This window comes from Pseudomonas sp. HTZ2, assembly GCF_033173945.1.
GTDB lineage: Bacteria > Pseudomonadota > Gammaproteobacteria > Pseudomonadales > Pseudomonadaceae > Aquipseudomonas > Aquipseudomonas guariconensis.
Genome location: NZ_CP137332.1, coordinates 4,123,650 through 4,141,776, shown reverse-complemented (window position 1 = coordinate 4,141,776; position 18,127 = coordinate 4,123,650). Strand labels below are relative to the sequence as shown.

The window sequence follows — 18,127 nt, the reverse complement described above, 5'->3', positions numbered from 1 at the left end:
TTCGTTTGGGTTGCAGGCCATCACATCGCCGGGGTTTGCGTCCTGTATCGGATCTGCGTACTGCTCGTATCCAGCCCAAGTTGGGCCAGCCGTTCGCGCACATGTGCCAGACATGTGCCGCCATCGGGCAGGTAATGCCCGGACGCGTCGTTGATCATCCCCAAAAGATCCTGCACAGCCATGTGGGTCGCAACACGAGTGATGGTGAGCTCTCCGGCGCACACCACTGGATTGCCGGAGCCGAGTTGGCTATGACGGATATAGCTGCTGCGGGACGCGGTCTTGTCCCAACGCCGGATGATGATGCTTCCCTGTGGGGTGTAGACCCACGTGTAAGAATCGATTGCGGTATTGGGCTCAAGATAGACCGGTTTCTTGTCTTTGAGATCGTAGGCCAGAAGCCTGCCCTGATACTCGCCAATCAACTGGCACACCCCCGTGAGCGTTTCCGGTTCATACGAACGCCAATTCAGCCAATCGGACAGCAGTGGCCCCCAATTGACCGGATAGGTGTACCCGGCAAAGTCCAACGGCGTCTGACCGCCCTCCTCACGCCAGTCCAGCCAATTGATCGTACCCGTCCAGTTTGCGCCTGACGTTGGCAACAGCCATGGACTGTCGGACCCGAGCACACGGTTGCTCATGTGGTCATTGACCACCAGATCCAGCGCGTTCATACGCCATGCTGGACCGTAGCCGTCGCCGCTTACCTGATACAGCTCCACGCTGACGAGTTCGTCGGCAAAGATGGTGCGCCCTTGGAACATACTGGCCAGATCCACCTCGGCAGCCAGCGCCGAGCCTCGTTCGAAATTCCTGGCCAGAAGCTGCTGATGACGGCTGCCATTGATCGAGAAGTAGACGCTGTCCGAAGTCCCGGCGCTGTAGTCGTCGCAGACCTGCACATGCAGGACCAGCTTCTCGACCTGCATGCCCGACGCCTTGTTACGCGGTCGTTTCACCTGCCAACGCACAGATGGCAACCCCGGGTCCTGAGGCTGAAGCCAGACCTCGCCATGCGCCGGGTCTGCGCACAGCGCCTGCGCCTGAGGGCCAAACGCAAGCACCCCTTCGGGAGAAAGATGCCATTTTTCAAGCCCTTGGGCGGGCGGCAGACAACGTACTCCCAGGCCAAGGACTTGACCGGTGGCGACGCTGCTCAGTTTTCCGTCCTTGAACATCCATTGCATGGCCAGGGTCTCCGGCCCCGAATCAATGCGCACGCCCTTTTCATCGGCCATCAGCAAAGCATGGTCATGGCCCAGGCAAAAAGGGATACCCACTGGCAATCCCTCGATTTCGGACTCGCGGCCGTCCTTGCCATCCAGCGAATCAAGTTCCAGGTGCGAGATTTCCACCTCATGGCCATTGGCATCGATCAGACGCAGTGCAACGCCACTGGCCGCCTCCTGGATATCAGCGATATGCCGGAACCCTTGCAGAGGTCGGCCCCCCGTGAGCCGCTGGCCATCCCCATAGACCACCAGCCAGGCCTGCTCATGGTGTACCCGGTCATCAAAGACGCAGGCTTTGCTGTTTCCCCAGCGTATGACGGGCGTACTCATCACAGGGGCATGACCGGGATCAGCCTCTGGCGTGTCGCGCGCCACACCGGAGAACAACATGTCCTGGGGGATTTCCGGCAGTTGCTCGCGCGTCTGCCACTTCACGTTAAAGCCATACATCGGCAGCCTCCAAATCCGGTAGATGCGGGTGCTTGAATCAAGCACCGAGCAATCTACGCAGAGGCTCCACCACCGACAGTCAGTGCCGTTCCCCTTACCTTGCGTGAACCCAAGCTCGCGCACCGTAGGACACGCACTGCACCTTCAGAGGGGCGAGGTAGCCGAGCACGACGTCGCGCACGCCACTCCACGACCGCGGAAGTAGGCCGCCGTCATGAAACCGACAAGCCCCATGATCAGGCAGAACCCGACGCACACCCAGGGGCTCCATGGCATCAATGCAATCAACGCCAGCGGCGTGGTGCTGGCCCATAAGGCATAGGCGATGTTGTAGGTGAAGGAAATACCCGACACTCGGATCTGCGCCGGGAACAACCCGACCATCACTGATGGCACCACCCCTACCACACCGCAGGACAACCCTGCCAAGGCATAGGCCAGCCACGTCCAGCCAAACTGCCCCACCAGACTTGCGTACAACGCTCCGATGCCCACAGGCAACAGCAGGCTGTAGATCATCAAGGCGCGCCAGGCACCGATGCGGTCGACCAGCAAGCCGGCCAGCACGCAACCCATGTTGAGAAAGACAATTCCCACGCTGCTCAGGGCGAAGGTGTGGCCCGCTGCGATGCCGAAGCGCTGCTGCATCACGGTAGGGGTGATCACCACCAGCACCACCACTGCCGACGTCAGCACGCAAGTCAGCAAGGCCGCCGGAATCAGTGCATGACGATGCGTGCCCAGCACGCTACGCAGCGGGAAGGCCACTGGCTGTTCCTGGCGTTCGCGCAGGGCCAGGAACACCGGCGTTTCACTCAACCAGCGGCGCAACCAGACGCCGACGACACCAAACACACCGCCCAACAGGAAGGGATAACGCCAGGCGTAGTCGAGAATCTCCTGCGGACTGTAAAGCTTCGCCAACAAGGTCGCGGTCAAGGCGCCCAGCAGGTAGCCGAAGGTCAGTCCAGCTTGCAGAAAGCCCAGGGCATAGCCGCGTCGGCCCACAGGCGCATGTTCGGCAACGAAGGTCCAGGCGCTCGGCACCTCGCCACCCACCGCAGCGCCTTGGAGGATACGCAACGCCAGCAGGATCAGCGGCGCGGCATAGCCGATATCGGCATAGGTCGGCATCAGGCCGATCAGCAAGCACGGCAGGGCCATCATCAGGATGCTCAGGCTGAACACCCGCTTGCGCCCCAGGTGGTCGGCGAAGTGCGCCATCAGGATGCCGCCCAGGGGCCTGGCCAGGTACCCGGTGACGAAAATTCCGAAACTCTGCAGCAGCCGCAACCACTCAGGCATTTCAGGCGGGAAAAACAGCTGGCTGAGGGTCAGGGCGAAGAACACGAAGATAATGAAATCGTAGATTTCCAACGCGCCGCCCAACGCCGCCAGGCCCAGGGTCCGGTGATCGCCGCGGCTGAACCGGGGTGCACGGGCGGTATCGATGACAGTCATGGCATGGTTCCGCAAATCGGCAAAGGGCAAGAGGATAGCAAATGCCACCCCCTTGCCCCACCTGACTCAGCTCGAACGGCTGAACATTGTGTGGCCGAAGTTTCGGTGCCGGATCGGATTGCCCTTGCCCGCCAGGCTCGCCGGCAGCGGCAACTGCCCTACCACCAAAGGCAGGTCGATGATCGCCATGAACGATTGCAGCGCCTCGTCATCCGGTACGCGCGGCAGGCTGATGTTCACCGCCTGGCGCTGGGCCTGAGGCACTGCGGGCACCTTCAGGTGCTGAGAATGGTAGAGCAAGGCATGCTGGATCTGGGTGCTGACCTGGCAAAAGCGCGCCAGGTCGACGCCGGCGTGGCTGGCCAGCTCGATGTTGCCGATCAATAGATTGAATGGCTGCAGCGCGCTCTGCACCAAACGCTGGAGGTCTTCGAAACTTTCCACCGGGGCGATGCGGTAGTAGCCCAGGCCATTGAGCATTTTTTCCAGCTGCAAACGTTGGCACGGATGCTCGTCGGCAATGAGGATGCGCATGGTCTTGTTTGCCATTGTCTGCACCTGGGCAACGAGGCGTTGAGGGAATATGCCCTGCCCCTACTGCGCCAGTACAGGCAACCACCACGACGGGGGCCCGGCCGGGGTCTTTCCTTGATAGTTGTCGGGAAAGCAGGAGAAATCAAGTCGCCAGCATGGGGAATTTTCATTTCCCATCAAGGGTGTAACGCGGCTGATACGGGTGTTTCAGGGATGTGTCGGCAACGTCAGGATTCCCACTCGCGCATGCGTACGCGGCAGTGTTTCATGGCATTGACAATATGCTTTTCCACCAGGCTACGAGAAATCCCCAGGCGCTCGGCGATCTGCGGGTGAGACAGCCCTTCGAGTTTGCGCAGCAGGAAGCTGTCCCGGCAGGGTTTGCTCAGCTCATCAAGGGCGCGCTGCATCAATTCCAGGCGCTGGTCCATCTGCATGCTGTGGGACAACCCAGGCCCGTGCCAGCGCTCGTCGGTGTCCAGCACTTCCAGCGGCTCGGCCTGGCGCACCTGATGACGTCGGTGGCGATCGACCACCAGGTTCAGCGCAGTGCGGTACAAAAAAGCGCGCGGGTGTTCGATGCGCTGAGCGTCAGTGCGCTCCAGCACTCTCAGGTAGGCATCGTGGGCGACGTCCTCCGCCGCCTGACGGTTGCCCAGGCGCGCGGAAAGGAAACTCACCAGCTCACGATAGTAATGTTCCACGACGGTACCTGGCATTTCCTTGCTCGACACTTGCAATCGGAACACGGGACGAAGTGATATCAGCGCGACATATTACAAATTATAATTATTCTCAGCAACAACCCACCCCCACTTCTCGAATCGACTAAATCTCCCCGTTGTGGCTTCGTCTACCTGAGACCGCCCTGCGTGCCACGATTGGCCGCGTGTGACTTTCACCCCTGGCCGGAAGCCCGCATGAGACGCTTAATCCACACCCGCCGTCGGATCCTGCTCGGTGGCCTGGGCCTGCTTGGCCTGGGCGCCATCCTGGCCTGGAAGACCCTGCCCTTCGGCACCCTGCCGGTTAGCACCGTCCAGGTCGTGCGAGGCGATATCGAAAGCAGCGTCACGGCCTTGGGCACCTTGCAGCCCAGGCGTTATGTCGATGTGGGCGCCCAGGCCTCCGGGCAGATCCGCACGTTGCACGTGGAGGTGGGCGATGTGGTGCGCCAGGGTCAGTTGCTGGTCGAGATCGACCCGTCCACCCAGCAAGCCAAGCTCGATGCCGGTCGCTACTCCATCGAAAACCTCAAGGCCCAACTGGCCGAGCAACGCGCCCAGTACCAGCTGGCGACGCAACAGTACCAACGCCAACGTGATCTAGCCGCCGCAGGCGCCACCCGCGAGGAAGACCTGCAAACAGCCCAAGCCCAACTCAAAGTGACCCAGGCGCGCATCGACATGTACCAGGCGCAGATCCGCCAGGCTCAAGCCAGCCTGCGCAGCGACGAGGCCGAGTTGGGTTACACGCGCATCTATGCCCCCATGAGCGGCACCGTGGTCGCTGTGGATGCCCGGGAGGGCCAGACCCTCAACGCCCAGCAACAGACGCCGTTGATCCTGCGTATCGCCAAACTCTCGCCGATGACCGTCTGGGCCCAGGTATCGGAGGCCGACATCGGCAAGGTCCAGCCCGGCATGAGCGCCTACTTCACCACCCTGGCCGGCGGCAAGCGCCGCTGGAGCAGCCGCGTGCGGCAGATCCTGCCGATCCCGCCCAAGCCGTTGGACCAGGCCAGCCAGGGCGGCGGCAGCCCGGCCAGCGCCAGCGCCGGCACCACCGGCAACAAGGTGGTGCAGTACACCGTGCTGCTGGATGTCGACAACCCCGATGGCGCCCTGATGGCCGAAATGACCACCCAGGTGTTCTTCGTTGCCGGCCAGGCCAAGCAGGTGCTCACAGCCCCCCTGGCCGCTCTGGAGGACGCCGATGACGACGGCCTGTACTTGGCCCAAGTGCTCAATCGCGAGGGCAAGATCGAGCAGCGCCAAGTGCGAACGGGCCTGAGCGATCGTCTGCGCGTGCAGATCCTCGAAGGCCTGAGTGAAGGCGAACAACTGGTTATCGGCGCCCCGGCCGCCAGCGGAGGTTGAATGCCTGTCCCTCTGATCGAACTCACCGACATCCGCAAGGCCTATGGCGGCATCGACACACCGAAAGTCGAGGTGTTGCGCGGCATCAGCCTGACCATCCACCCCGGCGAGTTCGTCGCCATCGTCGGTGCCTCGGGCTCAGGCAAGTCGACGCTGATGAACATTCTCGGCTGCCTTGATCGCCCCAGCGCCGGCAGTTATCGCTTCGCCGGCAAGGACGTCGCCGACCTGGACAGCGATGAGCTGGCGTGGCTGCGTCGCGAGGCCTTTGGCTTCGTGTTCCAGGGCTATCACCTGATCCCCTCGGGCTCCGCCCAGGAAAACGTCGAGATGCCGGCCATCTATGCCGGAACGCCCGCCGCCGAACGCCACGCCAGAGCTCGTGCGCTGCTCGAACGCCTGGGGCTGGCCAGCCGCACCACCAACCGCCCGCACCAACTCTCCGGCGGCCAGCAACAGCGGGTATCGATCGCCCGGGCACTGATGAACGGCGGACACATCATCCTCGCCGACGAGCCCACCGGCGCGCTGGACAGTCACAGCGGCGCCGAAGTCATGGCCCTGCTGGATGAGCTCGCCCACCAAGGCCACGTGATCATTTTGATCACCCACGACCGCGAAGTGGCGGCACGAGCTCATCGGGTCATCGAGATCCGTGATGGCCTGATGCTCAGCGACTCCGCCGACGAGCAACCTGCAACCGCTACGTACCCAGGCCTGCAAGCCGACGAGCTGCGCCAGCGTCTGGACCGCGGCGCCACCCTGCGCGGCGCCTGGAAAGGCGAGCTGCTCGAAGCCCTGCAGGCGGCCTGGCGGGTCATGTGGATCAACCGCTTCCGCACTGCCTTGACCTTGCTCGGCATCGTCATCGGCGTCGCCTCGGTGGTGGTGATGCTGGCCGTCGGCGAAGGCAGCAAGCGCCAGGTCATGGCACAAATGGCCGCGTTCGGCTCGAACATCCTCTACCTGTCCGGCAAAGCGGCGACACTGCGCGAACCTGCAGGCCTCATCACCCTCGATGATGTCGACGCGATCGCCGAACTGCCACAGGTCAAACGCGTCATGCCGGTCATCGGCGAAGAGCTGATGGTGCGCTACGGCAACAACAGCCAGCAGTTCTATGTCGGTGGCAACAACACCTGGTTCCCGGAAGTCTTCAACTGGCCAGTGGTCGAAGGGGCCTTTTTCAGTGAGTCTGACGAGGCCAGTGGTGCTGCCGTGGCGGTGATCGGGCAGAAAGTGAAGGAGAAGATGCTCGGCAACCGGCGCGACCCGCTGGGCCAGTACCTGTTGATCGGCAACGTGCCGTTCCAGGTCGTGGGCATTCTGGCCGGCAAGGGTGCAAGCTCGGGGGACCAGGACAGCGACGAGCGCATCGTGGTGCCCTACTCCGCCGCCGCCATCCGCTTGTTCGGGCGCTATGAGCCCGAGTACATCGCCATTGCCGCTCTCGACTCATCCCAGGTCCACGCCACCGAGGCGGCCATCGACCACCTGCTGCGCCAGCGCCACCAAGGCAAGCGCGATTTCGAACTGACCAACGATGCAGCCTTGATCCAAGCCGAAGCCCGCACCCAGAACAGCCTGTCGCTGATGCTCGGCGCGATTGCCGCCATCTCCTTGCTGGTTGGCGGCATCGGCGTGATGAACATCATGCTCATGACCGTGCGCGAGCGCACCCGTGAGATCGGCATCCGCATGGCCACTGGGGCCCGTCAGCGCGACATCCTGCGTCAATTCCTCAGCGAAGCGGTGATGCTGTCGATGGTCGGCGGGGTCACCGGCATCGTACTGGCCCTGTGCATCGGCGCAGGCCTGATGCTGGCCGACATCGCCGTGGCCTTCGCTCTACCCGCCATGCTCGGTGCATTCGCCTGCGCCGTCGTCACCGGCGTGGTGTTCGGCTTCATGCCAGCCCGCAAGGCCGCTCGCCTCGATCCGGTCAAAGCCCTCACCAGCGTATAACTCATGACATTGCCCAGCCGCATCAGCCTGTTGACCCTGAGCCTCGCCCTTGCCGCGTGCAGCACACCGCCCAGTCCAGAGGCCGATATCACCGCGCCGGCGACCTGGCAGGCGCAGCGCGAAGACGCCACCCGCCCCCTGCCCGATGCCATCTGGTGGAAGGCATTCGCCAGCCCCCAGCTGGACCAATTGATCGAGCGAGCCCTGCGCAACAGCCATGACCTCGCCGCCGCCACCGCACGGGTGCGCCAGGCCCAGGCCCGCGCAGTGATCGCCGGCGCACCTTTGTTGCCAGAGCTGCAGTTCGGCCTGGATGCCAGCCGCCAGCGCCTGTTGCGCGGCGACGGCAACGACCAACTCGATGCCAGCAGCAGCGAGCGTACCAGCACCTCCTTCGGCACCCGCCTGAGCGCCAGCTACGAGATCGATTTCTGGGGAGGCCTGCGCGCTGCACGCGACAGCGCCTTGCATGGCCTGGACGCCAGTCGCTTCGACCGCCAGACGGTCGAGCTGACGCTGACCTGCGCGGTGGCCGACAGTTACCTGCAAGGCTTGGCACTGGAGGAACAACTGCGTATTGCCCGTCTGAACCTGGACAATGCGCGTGACGTGCTGGCGCTCGTACAAGCGCGGGAACGCTCAGGTTCGGCCACACGCCTGGAGTTGGCCCAGCAGCGCAGCCTGGTGGCCGCCCAGGAACGCCAGGTGCCGCTGTTTGAGCAGCGATGGCAAGACAGCCGCGTCACCTTGGCCACTCTGCTGGGCGAGCCGGTCCAGCACGTGCCCGCCAACCGTGGCACGATCGGCGCCTTGCAATGGCCGCGCATCGGCAGCGGCGTCCCCAGCGATCTGCTCGGCCGCCGCCCCGATATCGCCGCTGCCGAGGCACGCCTGGCGGCAGCCAGCGCCAACGTTCAGGTCGCCCGGGCCGCGCTGTTGCCCAAGCTGACTTTGGGCGCCGACCTGGGCAGCGGCGCGCGCACCTTCGCCCAGATCCTGGACAGCCCCTATTACACCCTCACCAGCGGGCTGATCGCGCCGGTCTTCAACAACGGCCGCCTGCGTGCCGCCCGCGACCTGGCCACTGCCGAGCAGCAAGAACTGCTGGAAAACTACCGGACGAGCATTCTGGCGAGCTTTGCCGACGTGGAGAAGGCGCTCAATGCCATCCAGGGTGTGGACCACCAGCGCCAGTGGCAGGACGAGGAAGTGCGCCAGGCGCGCATCGCCTTCGATCTTGCCCAGCAACGCTATGCTGCCGGCGCAGAGACCCTGCTCAGCGTGCTGCAGACCCAGCGCACCCTATATGACGCGCAGGACCAGCAGGCGCAATTGCGCCTGGCCCGGCTACAGGGCAGCGTGGCGTTGTACAAGGCGTTGGGGGGTGGCTGGCAGGTGCCTTCGCGCTGAACGGCATCGGGGCCGCATACGGCCCCTGGACATCGATCAGGACACGATGTTCTTCACCGAAAGATGCCGCGCATACCAGGGCCGGCGAGGCACCCGCCGCACCAGGTCGCCGATCGCATCATCCTCGCCAAAGGTGATGCGCAGCGCCAGTTTCATGATCTCGACATCCATCTCCACCGACTTGCCGGGACGCGTGCCAGGAACCGTGCTGCAACCATGGGTGTCCGGCCCCAGCCAGGGGTCATCGACCTCTACCCAGCGCCCTGGCGCGAACCAGTCCACACCGTTGACCTGCATACGCCGCACCTGGCCTGGGTGGTAGCGCTCCTGGGCGCGGTACCAGTCCTCGATCCGGTCGTCGATCCAACCATGGAAGCCCCAGAACACAGGGTTCACATGGGAAGAGAACGGGTCACCGAGAAAGTCGTTCTCCGGCCCGAACCAACGCAGGGCGAAGTCAGCCGGATCGCGGGCGAAAGGCACCGGCGCACCATTGAGCGGATCACGCGGCACCGAAGCCCAGCACATGTGCAGCCAGTCGTGCAGGGTCATCTCCATCTCCGATCCCAGCGCGCCCAGGCTCAGCTTCGCGAGGTACCGAGGGTCCTGGTATTGCGACTCCCAGACCTGGAAGTTACTGCAAAACGTCTCGCTGGCCTTGATCGCCGACACCCACTGCCCATAGGGCTCATCATCCGGCGCCTGCCAGCTCGGTGGCACACAGCAACCATCGTGATTCTCGTGATAGCGGGCAAAGCCTGCCCGGTCGAGCTCGACATTTGGCGCAGGCAATGGGAAGTGCGTCCAGGATGGCAAGTCCTGCAGCTGACGAGCGGTCTGCAGCATATGCCTGTGCATGAACAGAAAATCGATCCCCGAGCCATTGCGGTGCTTGCGCGGGCCGCGGGCATCGCGCTCACGCTCCCGTGGGCCTGGCTGCCAGCCCAGGCCACGCAGGGCGCCGCGCTGCTGTTCGGACAGGTCGTGCCATTTGTCCCGGGTGGCATGCCAAAGCTGGTGGAACAACCGATGCTCGGCACTGAGCACCCAGGCGTGCATCTGTGGCGTATAGCCGATGCGCTCACGGGCTTCGGGGAAGCGCCGCTTGACCGCGACGAAGCGGCTGTCGGCCACCGGCAGCATGAGCGGTCGGTCCAACCGCTGCAGACGTCCGCTCAGGGTACCGGTGCCAGCATTGGCGAAATCGCCCCAGACCTCGTCGAGACTGGCAATGCATTCGTAGCTGGCCCCTCCCTGCTGGTTCAGCAAGCGCCAACGCACCTGCGCAGACGATGCCTCGACCAGATCGCCCAACACTCGATAGCGGGCCACCCCGACACTACGCAAGCGCTCACCGGTATCGACAAAGCCGCGCAAGCCGCGCCCCTTGGTGGCAACGTCGAGAAACAGCTCGACACCGACCACGGGCAACCCTTCAAGGCCCGCTTCTGTGCCTTCGAAGCGCAGGTCCCAGATGCCACGCAGGTGATCGGCCAGTACTTGTCCTGCGTAGTCGGCCAACTCGACGCTGGCCTCCCCTGGCGTGACGATGTCGTCCTCAGGATCGTGGGTCAGCGCCTTGTGTGCGTGATAGGCAGCCGTACCGGTTGCCCCCGCCACTGCCAGGCCTGCGATGAATCCTCGTCGGGAAATGCCCATTGCGCCTCTATCCGTTCCAGCCACACTGCGGGTTCTGTCCAAGCTAGGACGTAACCTGGATCGGGAAATTTACTGCTGGCAGAAGCCCCCGAGCCTTGGCAGGTTCCGTTCGTTCAACCGGCGGACACCGCTGCCTGCACGGCCTGAGCAAAGCGGTCGGCCACGTCGTCGATTTGTTCGGCACTGATGATCAGCGGTGGCAGGAAGCGCACCACCGCACCGTGGCGCCCGCCGAGCTCCAGGATCAAGCCGCGCCTGAGGCATTCGCGCTGAATTTTCGGTGCCAGGGTGCCGTTGGCCGGAGCCCGGCCCAGCGCATCGACGGCGCCATCCGGGTTCACCAGTTCGACCCCAAGCATCAGCCCACGCCCCCGAACATCTCCAAGCTGCGGATAATCCTGCTGCACACGCAGCAAGTGGCCACGCAAGCGTTGGCCCATGGCCTCGGCGTGCTCGGCCAGGCGATGCTCGACCAAGTAGCCCATCACCGCGGAACCTGCCGCCATGGCCATTTGGTTACCGCGGAAGGTACCGGCATGGGCTCCAGGCTTCCAGGTGTCCAGCCAGTCGCGATAGACCACCACCGCCAGGGGCAGGCTGCCGCCGATGGCCTTGGACAGGGTGACCACGTCCGGCACGATGCCGGCGTGCTCGAAGGCGAACATGCGCCCGGTGCGGGCAAAGCCACTTTGAATCTCGTCGACGATCAACGCGACGCCGGCCTGCTCGGTGATACGGCGCAGGCCACGCAACCACTGGATATCCGCAGGGATCACTCCGCCTTCGCCCTGCACCACTTCGACGATCACCGCCGCCGGCAACGCGACACCAGCTTCCGGATCGCACAGCAGGTTCTCCAGGTAATGCAGGTTGGCACGCACGCCCGCCTCGCCACCCAGGCCGAAGGGGCATCGATAGTCATAGGGATACGGCAGGAACTGCACGCCATTGGCCAGCAGCGCACCCAGCGGCTGTTTCGGCCCCAGGCTGCCCATCAGGCTCAACGCCCCCTGGGACATGCCATGGTAGGCCCCCTGAAAGGCCAGCACCGTGCTACGTCCCGTGGCGGTGCGTACCAGTTTCAGCGCCGCCTCCACCGCATCGGTGCCGGTCGGTCCACAGAACTGGACCTTTGCCTCCCGGCGCAAGGCTTCGGGCAGGATGCCGAACAGGTCCTGGACGAAGCGGTCCTTGACCGGCGTGGTCAAGTCCAGGGTGTGCAGGGGCAGCTCTTCGGCCAGCACGCGCTGGATGGCCTCGATCACCACCGGGTGGTTGTGGCCCAGGGCCAGGGTGCCGGCACCTGCCAGACAATCGATGAACTGACGGCCTTCGACGTCCTCGACATGGATGCCACGGGCACGCTTGAGTGCCAAGGGAATACGCCGCGGGTAACTGCGGGCGTTGGACTCCTGTTGCTGCTGGCGCAACAGCAGGGGGGAATCCTCGAACTCGTACAGCGTCTGTGGCGCGCTGCTCGGCAGGACCTGGGCAAGGCTGGAAGCGATCGACATCGGAAAAATCCTCGCGAACAAGCGAATGAGCCCCGCCACGCCCCGGTAAGCGGATGGGTGTCGGGTGGTTATCGCTTGGAAAACGCTTCAGCGAGGCAAGGATTTAGCTGTCAGGCAGGTTTTTCCGCAGGCGCACTCTTCGTGGGTAAACCCGCTCCCGCAGGGCCCAGGTGGGCCGAATGGGAACGGGTTTAACCGTCATGAGGTTTGCGCCACATCGAGGATCAAGCCTCCTGGCGCGCCGGCACCTGCAGCCACACCCGCAGCCCATCGTTGTGGCTTTCGAAGCGCAGGCTGCCGGCGCAGCGCTGCACGATGGCCTGGACAATCGCCAGCCCCAACCCGCAGCCACCGCTCTGGTCATGACGCCAGAAGCGTTCGGTCAGGTGCTCGATGTCCTCTTCGGCGATCCCCGGCCCGTGGTCCCGAACCATGAAACCCACCTGCCCGTCGGCCATCTGCACCTCCAGTTCCACCGCGTTTTCGCCGCCGTGGCGCAGCGCGTTGTCCAGCAGGTTGCGCAATGCCGCCACCGCCAGCGGCGCGGGCATGCCCAGGTAGATCCGGCTGGCCTCCTCCGGCAGGCGTACCACGATGCGGCGGTTGTCGCCGCCGCCGGCGTCTTGCACCGCCTGGCGTGCCACCTGCTCGGCGCTGCACTGCACGCCGTCGTCGAACGACAGGCTGCCCTCAACCCGGGCCAGCATCAGCAGTTGTTCGAGAGTCCGGTGCATGCGGTCAGTGCCTTGCTCGGCATGCTCAAGGGCCTGCTCGCGGACCGCGCCGTCAGTCATGCGCGCGACCTGCAGGTGGGTCTTGATCGCCGTCAGCGGGCTACGCAGCTCATGGGCGGCATCGTCGGTCAGGCGCCGTTCGCGCTCGATGGTCTGGGCGATGCGCAAGAACAGTTGATTCTGGGTCTCGAGCAATGGCTGCAGCTCACTGGGCATGCCCGCTACCTGCAGCGGCTCGACGCTGTCGGCGCGGCGTCTGCGCAGCGCATCGCGCATGCGGTTGAGCGGCTCCAGCCCTTTGCCGACGCCGATCCACAACAACCCTAGGCTGCCAAGCAGGGCCATCAATACCGGCGCTGAGGCTGCCAGCAAGATCGAGCGATTGAGCGCCTCGCGTTCCTGGTGACGGTCGGCGGTGGTGATGCGCACATCGCCATGGTTGTAGGTGAAAGTGCGCCACAGCGCACCGTCGATGGTCTGGTCACGGAAGCCACTGCGCTGATCATCCATGGCACCGTCGTGCTTGTGGTTGCTGGCCAGGATCTCGCCGCGCAGGGAGCTGACCTGGCAGGCCATGCCATCCGGCACGCTGAGCTGGTCGGCGGAGAAATGCGCATCCTCGCCCTTGGCCGCCAGCGGCTGCGGCAGTTGTTCGATCAGCCCGGCGACCATACGCGCCGATGCGACCAGCCGTTGGTCGAGGGAAAACATCATCTGTTGGCGCAGGTCGCGCAGCATCCAGGCGGCGGCCAATGCCCAGATGATCACGAAGGCGCTGCCAAGGATCAGCGTCAGGCGCGCGCGCAGGCTCATGGTGCTGGCTCCTGCGGCGCCTGCGCCGGGCCTAGGCGATAACCCAGGCCGCGCACGGTCTCGACGATGCTGTTGCCGAGCTTGCGGCGCAGGTGATGGATATGGACGTTCAAGGCATTGCTTTCGACCTCGTCGCTGAAGCCATAGACGCAGTCCTTGAGCTGCTCGCTGGAGAGCACCCGTCCGGGATTTTGCAGCAAGGCCTGCAGCAGCGCCTGCTCGCGGCGGGACAGGTCCACCGCCCGGCCGGCCAGGGTGGCCTCGCAACTGCTGGGGTCGTAACGTAGGGGGCCATGCTCGATGACATTCACCGCACGACCCGCTACGCGCCGCAACAGAGTGTGCAGACGGGCCGCCAGTTCGCGCAGGTCGAAGGGTTTGAGCAGGTAGTCGTCGGCCCCGGCCTGCAGGCCATCGACCCGGTCGGTGACCGCATCGCGGGCGGTGAGCACCAGCACGGGCAGGGTCACGCCTTGTTGGCGCAGGCGGCGCAGCAGTTTGAGGCCATCTTCGTCGGGCAGGCCCAGATCGAGGATCATCACATCGAACTGCGCAGCCTGAAGCAAGGCCTGCGCGGCCGAAGCGGTGGCCACCCTGTCCACGGTCAAGCCTTGGGCGGCGAGGCCGGCGCAGATGCCGCTGGCGATCAGGTCGTCGTCCTCGCAAAGCAGTACGTGCATGAGGGGTCTCCGATGGGGAAGCTTGTATTGCACGCTTGGCGGATTAAGAACCGATTATGAATGATTAACGAGACGGCTGTACCCGCCCATTGCCAATCGAACCTCGGGCGGCACTTGCAGGATGGCAGCAAAACGACACCGGTTAACTTTGGGTTAATCAGCCAAGGCCAGCATGGCCAGATTCACAGTACTGCCAAGGCGAAGACATGCGCGTTCTCCTGCTCTTCCTGACATCTCTGCTGGCCGGCCCGCTGCAGGCCAACCCGTTCGAGACCAAGCCTGACTTCCTGCCGGTCAACCAGGCTTTCGTCCTGACCCATGACCGCCAGGCAGACGGCCAGATGCGCCTGAACTTCCAGATCAAGGACGGCTATTACCTTTACCAAAAGCGTCTGAAGTTCGACGGCCTCGCGCCTGAACAACAGCCACAGCTCCCTCCCGCCGAAAACCACCATGATGAGTTCTTCGGTGACAGCGCGGTCTACCGCCACCAACTCCAATTGCTGATACCCGCCAATGCCCAGGGCCAATTGCGCCTGGGCTGGCAAGGCTGCGCCGATGCAGGCTTGTGCTACCCGCCTCAAACCACCGCCATCGACCTGGGTGGCCAGGCGGTGCCGGCTTCGGATCAAGCCACTGACCAGGCCCTGGCCAGCGACCTGCAACAGGCCAGCCTGGCGTGGAGCCTGCTGGCGTTCTTCGGCCTTGGCCTGCTGCTGGCCTTCACGCCCTGTTCGCTGCCGATGCTGCCGATCCTCGCCGGGCTGGTCCTGGGCAATGGCGCCAGCGCCCGCCGTGGCTGGCTGCTGGCGGGGGTCTATGTACTGAGCATGGCGCTGGTCTATGCCGGCCTCGGCGTGGTGGCCGCCCTGCTCGGCGCCAGCCTGCAGGCCTGGCTGCAACAACCCTGGTTGCTGGGCAGCCTGGCAGCGTTGTTCGTGATGCTCGCCCTGCCGATGTTCGGCGCCTTCGAACTGCAACTGCCTGCCGCCCTGCGCGATCGCCTGGACCGGGCCGGCCAAGGCACCCGTGGTGGCAATGTGTATGGCGCAGCCCTGCTCGGCGCGCTCTCCGGTCTGCTCATGGGGCCCTGCATGACCGCACCGCTGGCCGGCGCATTGCTGTACATCGCCCAGAGCGGCGACGTGCTGCAAGGGGCGTTGGTGCTGTTCAGCCTCGGGCTGGGCATGGGCGTCCCTCTGCTGTTGCTGGTCACCCTCGGTAACCGCTACCTGCCCCGCCCCGGCGCCTGGATGAACCTGGTCAAGGGGCTGTTCGGTTTCGTCTTCCTGGCCATGGCCCTGTACACCTTGCGCAGCCTGCTGCCGGCCCCGTTGCTGCTGGCCCTGGGTGGCGCCTGGTTGATCGCCCTGGCCTGGGCCGCCTGGCCGGCCCTGCACCGTTTGCCGGCCCTGCGCGCGATCCCCTTGCTGGGTGCGCTCTGGGGCGGGCTGTTGCTGGTCGGCGCGGCCGCTGGCGGCGACGATCTGTGGCAACCCTTGCAGCCCTTTGCCGGCAGCGGCGTGCAAAGCGCGGCCAAGGCCGAGGACGCCTTCGTCACTGTCAGCCAGCCCCAGGATCTGCAACGCGAACTGGACGCTGCCAAGGCGCGTGGCCAGTGGGTCATGCTGGACTACTATGCCGACTGGTGCGTGTCGTGCAAGGTGATGGAGAAACAGGTATTCGCCCGGCCCGATGTGCTTGCCGACCTCGCCAGCGTGCACCTGGTGCGCCTGGACGTCACCGCCGACACGCCCGCCAGCCGCGAGTTGCTGCAACGCTACCAGGTGCCAGGCCCGCCCAGCCTGATCTGGATCGGTCCGGAAGGCGACGAGCGCCGAGCCCGGCGCATCACCGGTGAAGTGGATGCCGCAGCCTTCAAGCAACACTGGGCACAGACCAGGAGCCAAGGCTGATGCTGACTGTGACCCTGGGGCCACTGACCATGGCCCTCAACCACCTGCTACTGCTCGCGGCCCTGGCCGTGGCCAGTGTCGTGGGCTGGTGGGTGGCCCGGCGCGGCGGTGAAAGCCCCGAGTCGGCGCTGTTCAACCTGTTCCTGCTGGGGCTGCTGTGTGCCCGCGCAGGTTTCGTCCTGGCGTACTGGCCGATGTTCCGCGACGATCCGCTGCAGGCGATCGACATTCGCGACGGCGGTTTCCTGCTGTGGGCCGGCCTGATCGGCATCGTCATCGGCGCGCTGTGGCAGGGCCGGCGACATCCGGGCCTGCGTCGGCCACTGGGCTGGGCGCTGCTGAGCGGTGCGGTGTTCTGGATCCTTGCCAGCCTAGGCAGCCATCTCTACAGCAAAGGCACCGAGTTGCCGACATTGAGCCTGCGCAATGCCGGCGGCCAATCGGTGGCACTGCACGATTACCGAGGCAAGCCGCTGGTGATCAACCTCTGGGCCACCTGGTGCCCACCGTGCCGTCGGGAAATGCCTGTGCTGCAACAGGCCCAGGACGAGTACCCGCACGTGACGTTCCTGTTCGTGAACCAAGGCGAGACGCCGGAGAACGTCAGCACCTTCCTGGCCACTACCGGCTTGAGCCTGACCCACGTGCTGTTCGACGGTAGCGGTCAGCTGGCCCAGCAGGTGGGCTCCATGGCCCTGCCCACCACCTTGTTCTACACCGCCGAAGGGCGCTTGATCGGCAGTCACCTGGGCGAGTTGTCCCGGGCCAGTCTGCACCGCGCCCTGGAACCTTTCGAGCAGGCCAACGTGCCCGCCTCCGCCGCACAAGGAAATTGACATGCGATTGAATGCCCTCCTGCCCCTTGCCCTCATGGCTTTCACGGCCCCCGCACTGCAGGCTGAAGAGTTGCCCAAGGCCATCGAGCAACTGCAAGCCAAGGGCGCCGAAATCAAAGGCACCTTCGATGCGCCTAATGGCCTCAAAGGCTATGCCGCTGCCTACCAGAACAACGGCATCGCCCTGTACCTCACCCCCGATGGCAAGCACGTGCTGGTGGGCAGCCTGTTCGACGAACAAGGCAAGGACCTCAGCGCCGAGCCGCTGGAAAAACTCGTGTATGCCCCGATGAGCAAAGCGATCTGGGCGAAGATGGAAAAAACCGCCTGGATCGCCGACGGCAGGGACGACGCACCGCGCAAGGTGTACCTGTTCAGCGATCCCAACTGCCCGTACTGCAACATGTTCTGGGAGCAGGCGCGGCCTTGGGTGGAATCGGGCAAGGTGCAACTGCGCCACATCATGGTCGGCATCATCCGCGAGGACAGCCCGGGCAAGTCAGCGGCGCTGTTGGCTGCCAAGGACCCGGCCAAAGCGCTGCAACAGCATGAGAAAGCCGGCAAGGCGAGCACCCTCAAGCCGCTGGGGACCATCCCCGAGGCGGTGCGTCAAAAGCTGGAGGCCAACATGGCCTTGATGGAAGAGATGGGCTTGGCAGCGACCCCGGCGATCTTCTACCAGAATGACAAAGGCCAGTTACAGAGCCAGCAAGGCGCGCCGCGGCCCGAGATGCTCGGGCAGATTCTGGGCAAGCGCTGAACAGTAGCCTGCCCAGCCCCCTGATGCGCGGGTAAAACCGCCCCCGCAGGCACCGTGGTTG

14 protein-coding genes are annotated in these 18,127 nt (G+C 64.6%); 6 read left to right on the top strand and 8 right to left on the bottom strand.

The window, feature by feature from the left end; all coding sequences use genetic code 11:
- Positions 1 to 20 precede the first annotated feature (20 nt).
- The 4 genes from R6G97_RS19145 to R6G97_RS19130 form a co-directional block, all read right to left on the bottom strand.
- Positions 21 to 1,685, bottom strand: coding sequence for a hypothetical protein (locus R6G97_RS19145; protein WP_317847372.1), 1,665 nt, complete (start codon positions 1,683 to 1,685; stop codon positions 21 to 23).
- 144 nt (positions 1,686 to 1,829) lie between these two features.
- Entirely contained in the window at positions 1,830 to 3,146 is a 1,317-nt protein-coding gene (locus tag R6G97_RS19140; RefSeq protein ID WP_052352466.1) for an MFS transporter, read from the bottom strand.
- 66 nt (positions 3,147 to 3,212) lie between these two features.
- Positions 3,213 to 3,695, bottom strand: coding sequence for a histidine kinase (locus R6G97_RS19135; protein ID WP_317847371.1), 483 nt, complete (start codon positions 3,693 to 3,695; stop codon positions 3,213 to 3,215).
- A gap of 212 nt (positions 3,696 to 3,907) precedes the next feature.
- Positions 3,908 to 4,384 carry a sigma-70 family RNA polymerase sigma factor gene (locus R6G97_RS19130; protein ID WP_070574319.1) on the bottom strand — a complete coding sequence of 159 codons (477 nt, stop codon included), beginning with the start codon at positions 4,382 to 4,384 and terminating at the stop codon, positions 3,908 to 3,910.
- A 216-nt stretch (positions 4,385 to 4,600) separates the two neighbouring features.
- Between R6G97_RS19130 and R6G97_RS19125 the strand changes: the two genes are divergently transcribed.
- The 3 genes from R6G97_RS19125 to R6G97_RS19115 are packed head-to-tail and all read left to right on the top strand — an operon-like array spanning position 4,601 to position 9,154.
- Positions 4,601 to 5,779: an efflux RND transporter periplasmic adaptor subunit gene (locus tag R6G97_RS19125; protein WP_090345928.1), complete on the top strand. Its 1,179-nt coding sequence runs from the start codon at positions 4,601 to 4,603 to the stop codon at positions 5,777 to 5,779.
- Entirely contained in the window at positions 5,780 to 7,744 is a 1,965-nt protein-coding gene (locus tag R6G97_RS19120) for a MacB family efflux pump subunit (protein WP_090345931.1), read from the top strand.
- Positions 7,745 to 7,747: 3 nt separating this feature from the next.
- Positions 7,748 to 9,154, top strand: coding sequence for an efflux transporter outer membrane subunit (locus R6G97_RS19115; protein ID WP_289717094.1), 1,407 nt, complete (start codon positions 7,748 to 7,750; stop codon positions 9,152 to 9,154).
- Between the two features lie 36 nt (positions 9,155 to 9,190).
- Here the strand turns inward: R6G97_RS19115 and pvdP are convergent, their stop codons facing one another.
- From pvdP to R6G97_RS19095, 4 genes are all read right to left on the bottom strand, one after another.
- Complete coding sequence (pvdP, locus tag R6G97_RS19110) at positions 9,191 to 10,813, bottom strand: pyoverdine maturation tyrosinase PvdP (RefSeq protein WP_317847370.1); 1,623 nt, start codon at positions 10,811 to 10,813, stop codon at positions 9,191 to 9,193.
- Positions 10,814 to 10,926: 113 nt separating this feature from the next.
- Positions 10,927 to 12,327 (bottom strand): aspartate aminotransferase family protein, encoded by a 1,401-nt coding sequence (locus R6G97_RS19105; RefSeq protein ID WP_102081754.1) that lies wholly within the window; start codon positions 12,325 to 12,327, stop codon positions 10,927 to 10,929.
- A gap of 224 nt (positions 12,328 to 12,551) precedes the next feature.
- Positions 12,552 to 13,874, bottom strand: coding sequence for an ATP-binding protein (locus R6G97_RS19100; RefSeq protein WP_090345942.1), 1,323 nt, complete (start codon positions 13,872 to 13,874; stop codon positions 12,552 to 12,554).
- Positions 13,871 to 14,554, bottom strand: a complete 684-nt coding sequence (locus R6G97_RS19095) for a response regulator (protein ID WP_070574229.1) — start codon at positions 14,552 to 14,554, stop codon at positions 13,871 to 13,873. The genes R6G97_RS19100 and R6G97_RS19095 overlap by 4 nt, the downstream gene beginning before the upstream one ends.
- A gap of 206 nt (positions 14,555 to 14,760) precedes the next feature.
- Here R6G97_RS19095 and dsbD point away from each other — a divergent pair, with 206 nt between their 5' ends.
- Genes dsbD through dsbG form a run of 3 tightly spaced genes read left to right on the top strand, consistent with a single transcriptional unit; the run spans position 14,761 to position 18,066 of the window.
- Positions 14,761 to 16,470, top strand: a complete 1,710-nt coding sequence (gene dsbD / locus R6G97_RS19090) for a protein-disulfide reductase DsbD (protein ID WP_317847369.1) — start codon at positions 14,761 to 14,763, stop codon at positions 16,468 to 16,470.
- Positions 16,470 to 17,306 (top strand): TlpA disulfide reductase family protein, encoded by an 837-nt coding sequence (locus tag R6G97_RS19085; RefSeq protein WP_317847368.1) that lies wholly within the window; start codon positions 16,470 to 16,472, stop codon positions 17,304 to 17,306. The genes dsbD and R6G97_RS19085 overlap by 1 nt, the downstream gene beginning before the upstream one ends.
- A gap of 1 nt (position 17,307) precedes the next feature.
- Positions 17,308 to 18,066 carry a thiol:disulfide interchange protein DsbG gene (dsbG, locus tag R6G97_RS19080; RefSeq protein WP_182818333.1) on the top strand — a complete coding sequence of 253 codons (759 nt, stop codon included), beginning with the start codon at positions 17,308 to 17,310 and terminating at the stop codon, positions 18,064 to 18,066.
- Positions 18,067 to 18,127: the final 61 nt, after the last annotated feature.

Excerpts from the sequence above, each read along its gene's own strand:
- R6G97_RS19105 (WP_102081754.1), bottom strand. The coding sequence starts at position 12,327 with ATGTCGATCGCTTCCAGCCTTGCCCAGGTCCTGCCGAGCAGCGCGCCA.
- dsbD (WP_317847369.1), top strand. The coding sequence starts at position 14,761 with ATGCGCGTTCTCCTGCTCTTCCTGACATCTCTGCTGGCCGGCCCGCTG.
- R6G97_RS19125 (WP_090345928.1), top strand. The coding sequence starts at position 4,601 with ATGAGACGCTTAATCCACACCCGCCGTCGGATCCTGCTCGGTGGCCTG.
- R6G97_RS19095 (WP_070574229.1), bottom strand. The coding sequence starts at position 14,554 with ATGCACGTACTGCTTTGCGAGGACGACGACCTGATCGCCAGCGGCATC.
- R6G97_RS19115 (WP_289717094.1), top strand. The coding sequence starts at position 7,748 with ATGACATTGCCCAGCCGCATCAGCCTGTTGACCCTGAGCCTCGCCCTT.
- R6G97_RS19085 (WP_317847368.1), top strand. The coding sequence starts at position 16,470 with ATGCTGACTGTGACCCTGGGGCCACTGACCATGGCCCTCAACCACCTG.
- R6G97_RS19140 (WP_052352466.1), bottom strand. The coding sequence starts at position 3,146 with ATGACTGTCATCGATACCGCCCGTGCACCCCGGTTCAGCCGCGGCGAT.
- R6G97_RS19145 (WP_317847372.1), bottom strand. The coding sequence starts at position 1,685 with ATGTATGGCTTTAACGTGAAGTGGCAGACGCGCGAGCAACTGCCGGAA.
- R6G97_RS19135 (WP_317847371.1), bottom strand. The coding sequence starts at position 3,695 with ATGGCAAACAAGACCATGCGCATCCTCATTGCCGACGAGCATCCGTGC.
- pvdP (WP_317847370.1), bottom strand. The coding sequence starts at position 10,813 with ATGGGCATTTCCCGACGAGGATTCATCGCAGGCCTGGCAGTGGCGGGG.
- dsbG (WP_182818333.1), top strand. The coding sequence starts at position 17,308 with ATGCGATTGAATGCCCTCCTGCCCCTTGCCCTCATGGCTTTCACGGCC.
- R6G97_RS19100 (WP_090345942.1), bottom strand. The coding sequence starts at position 13,874 with ATGAGCCTGCGCGCGCGCCTGACGCTGATCCTTGGCAGCGCCTTCGTG.
- R6G97_RS19120 (WP_090345931.1), top strand. The coding sequence starts at position 5,780 with ATGCCTGTCCCTCTGATCGAACTCACCGACATCCGCAAGGCCTATGGC.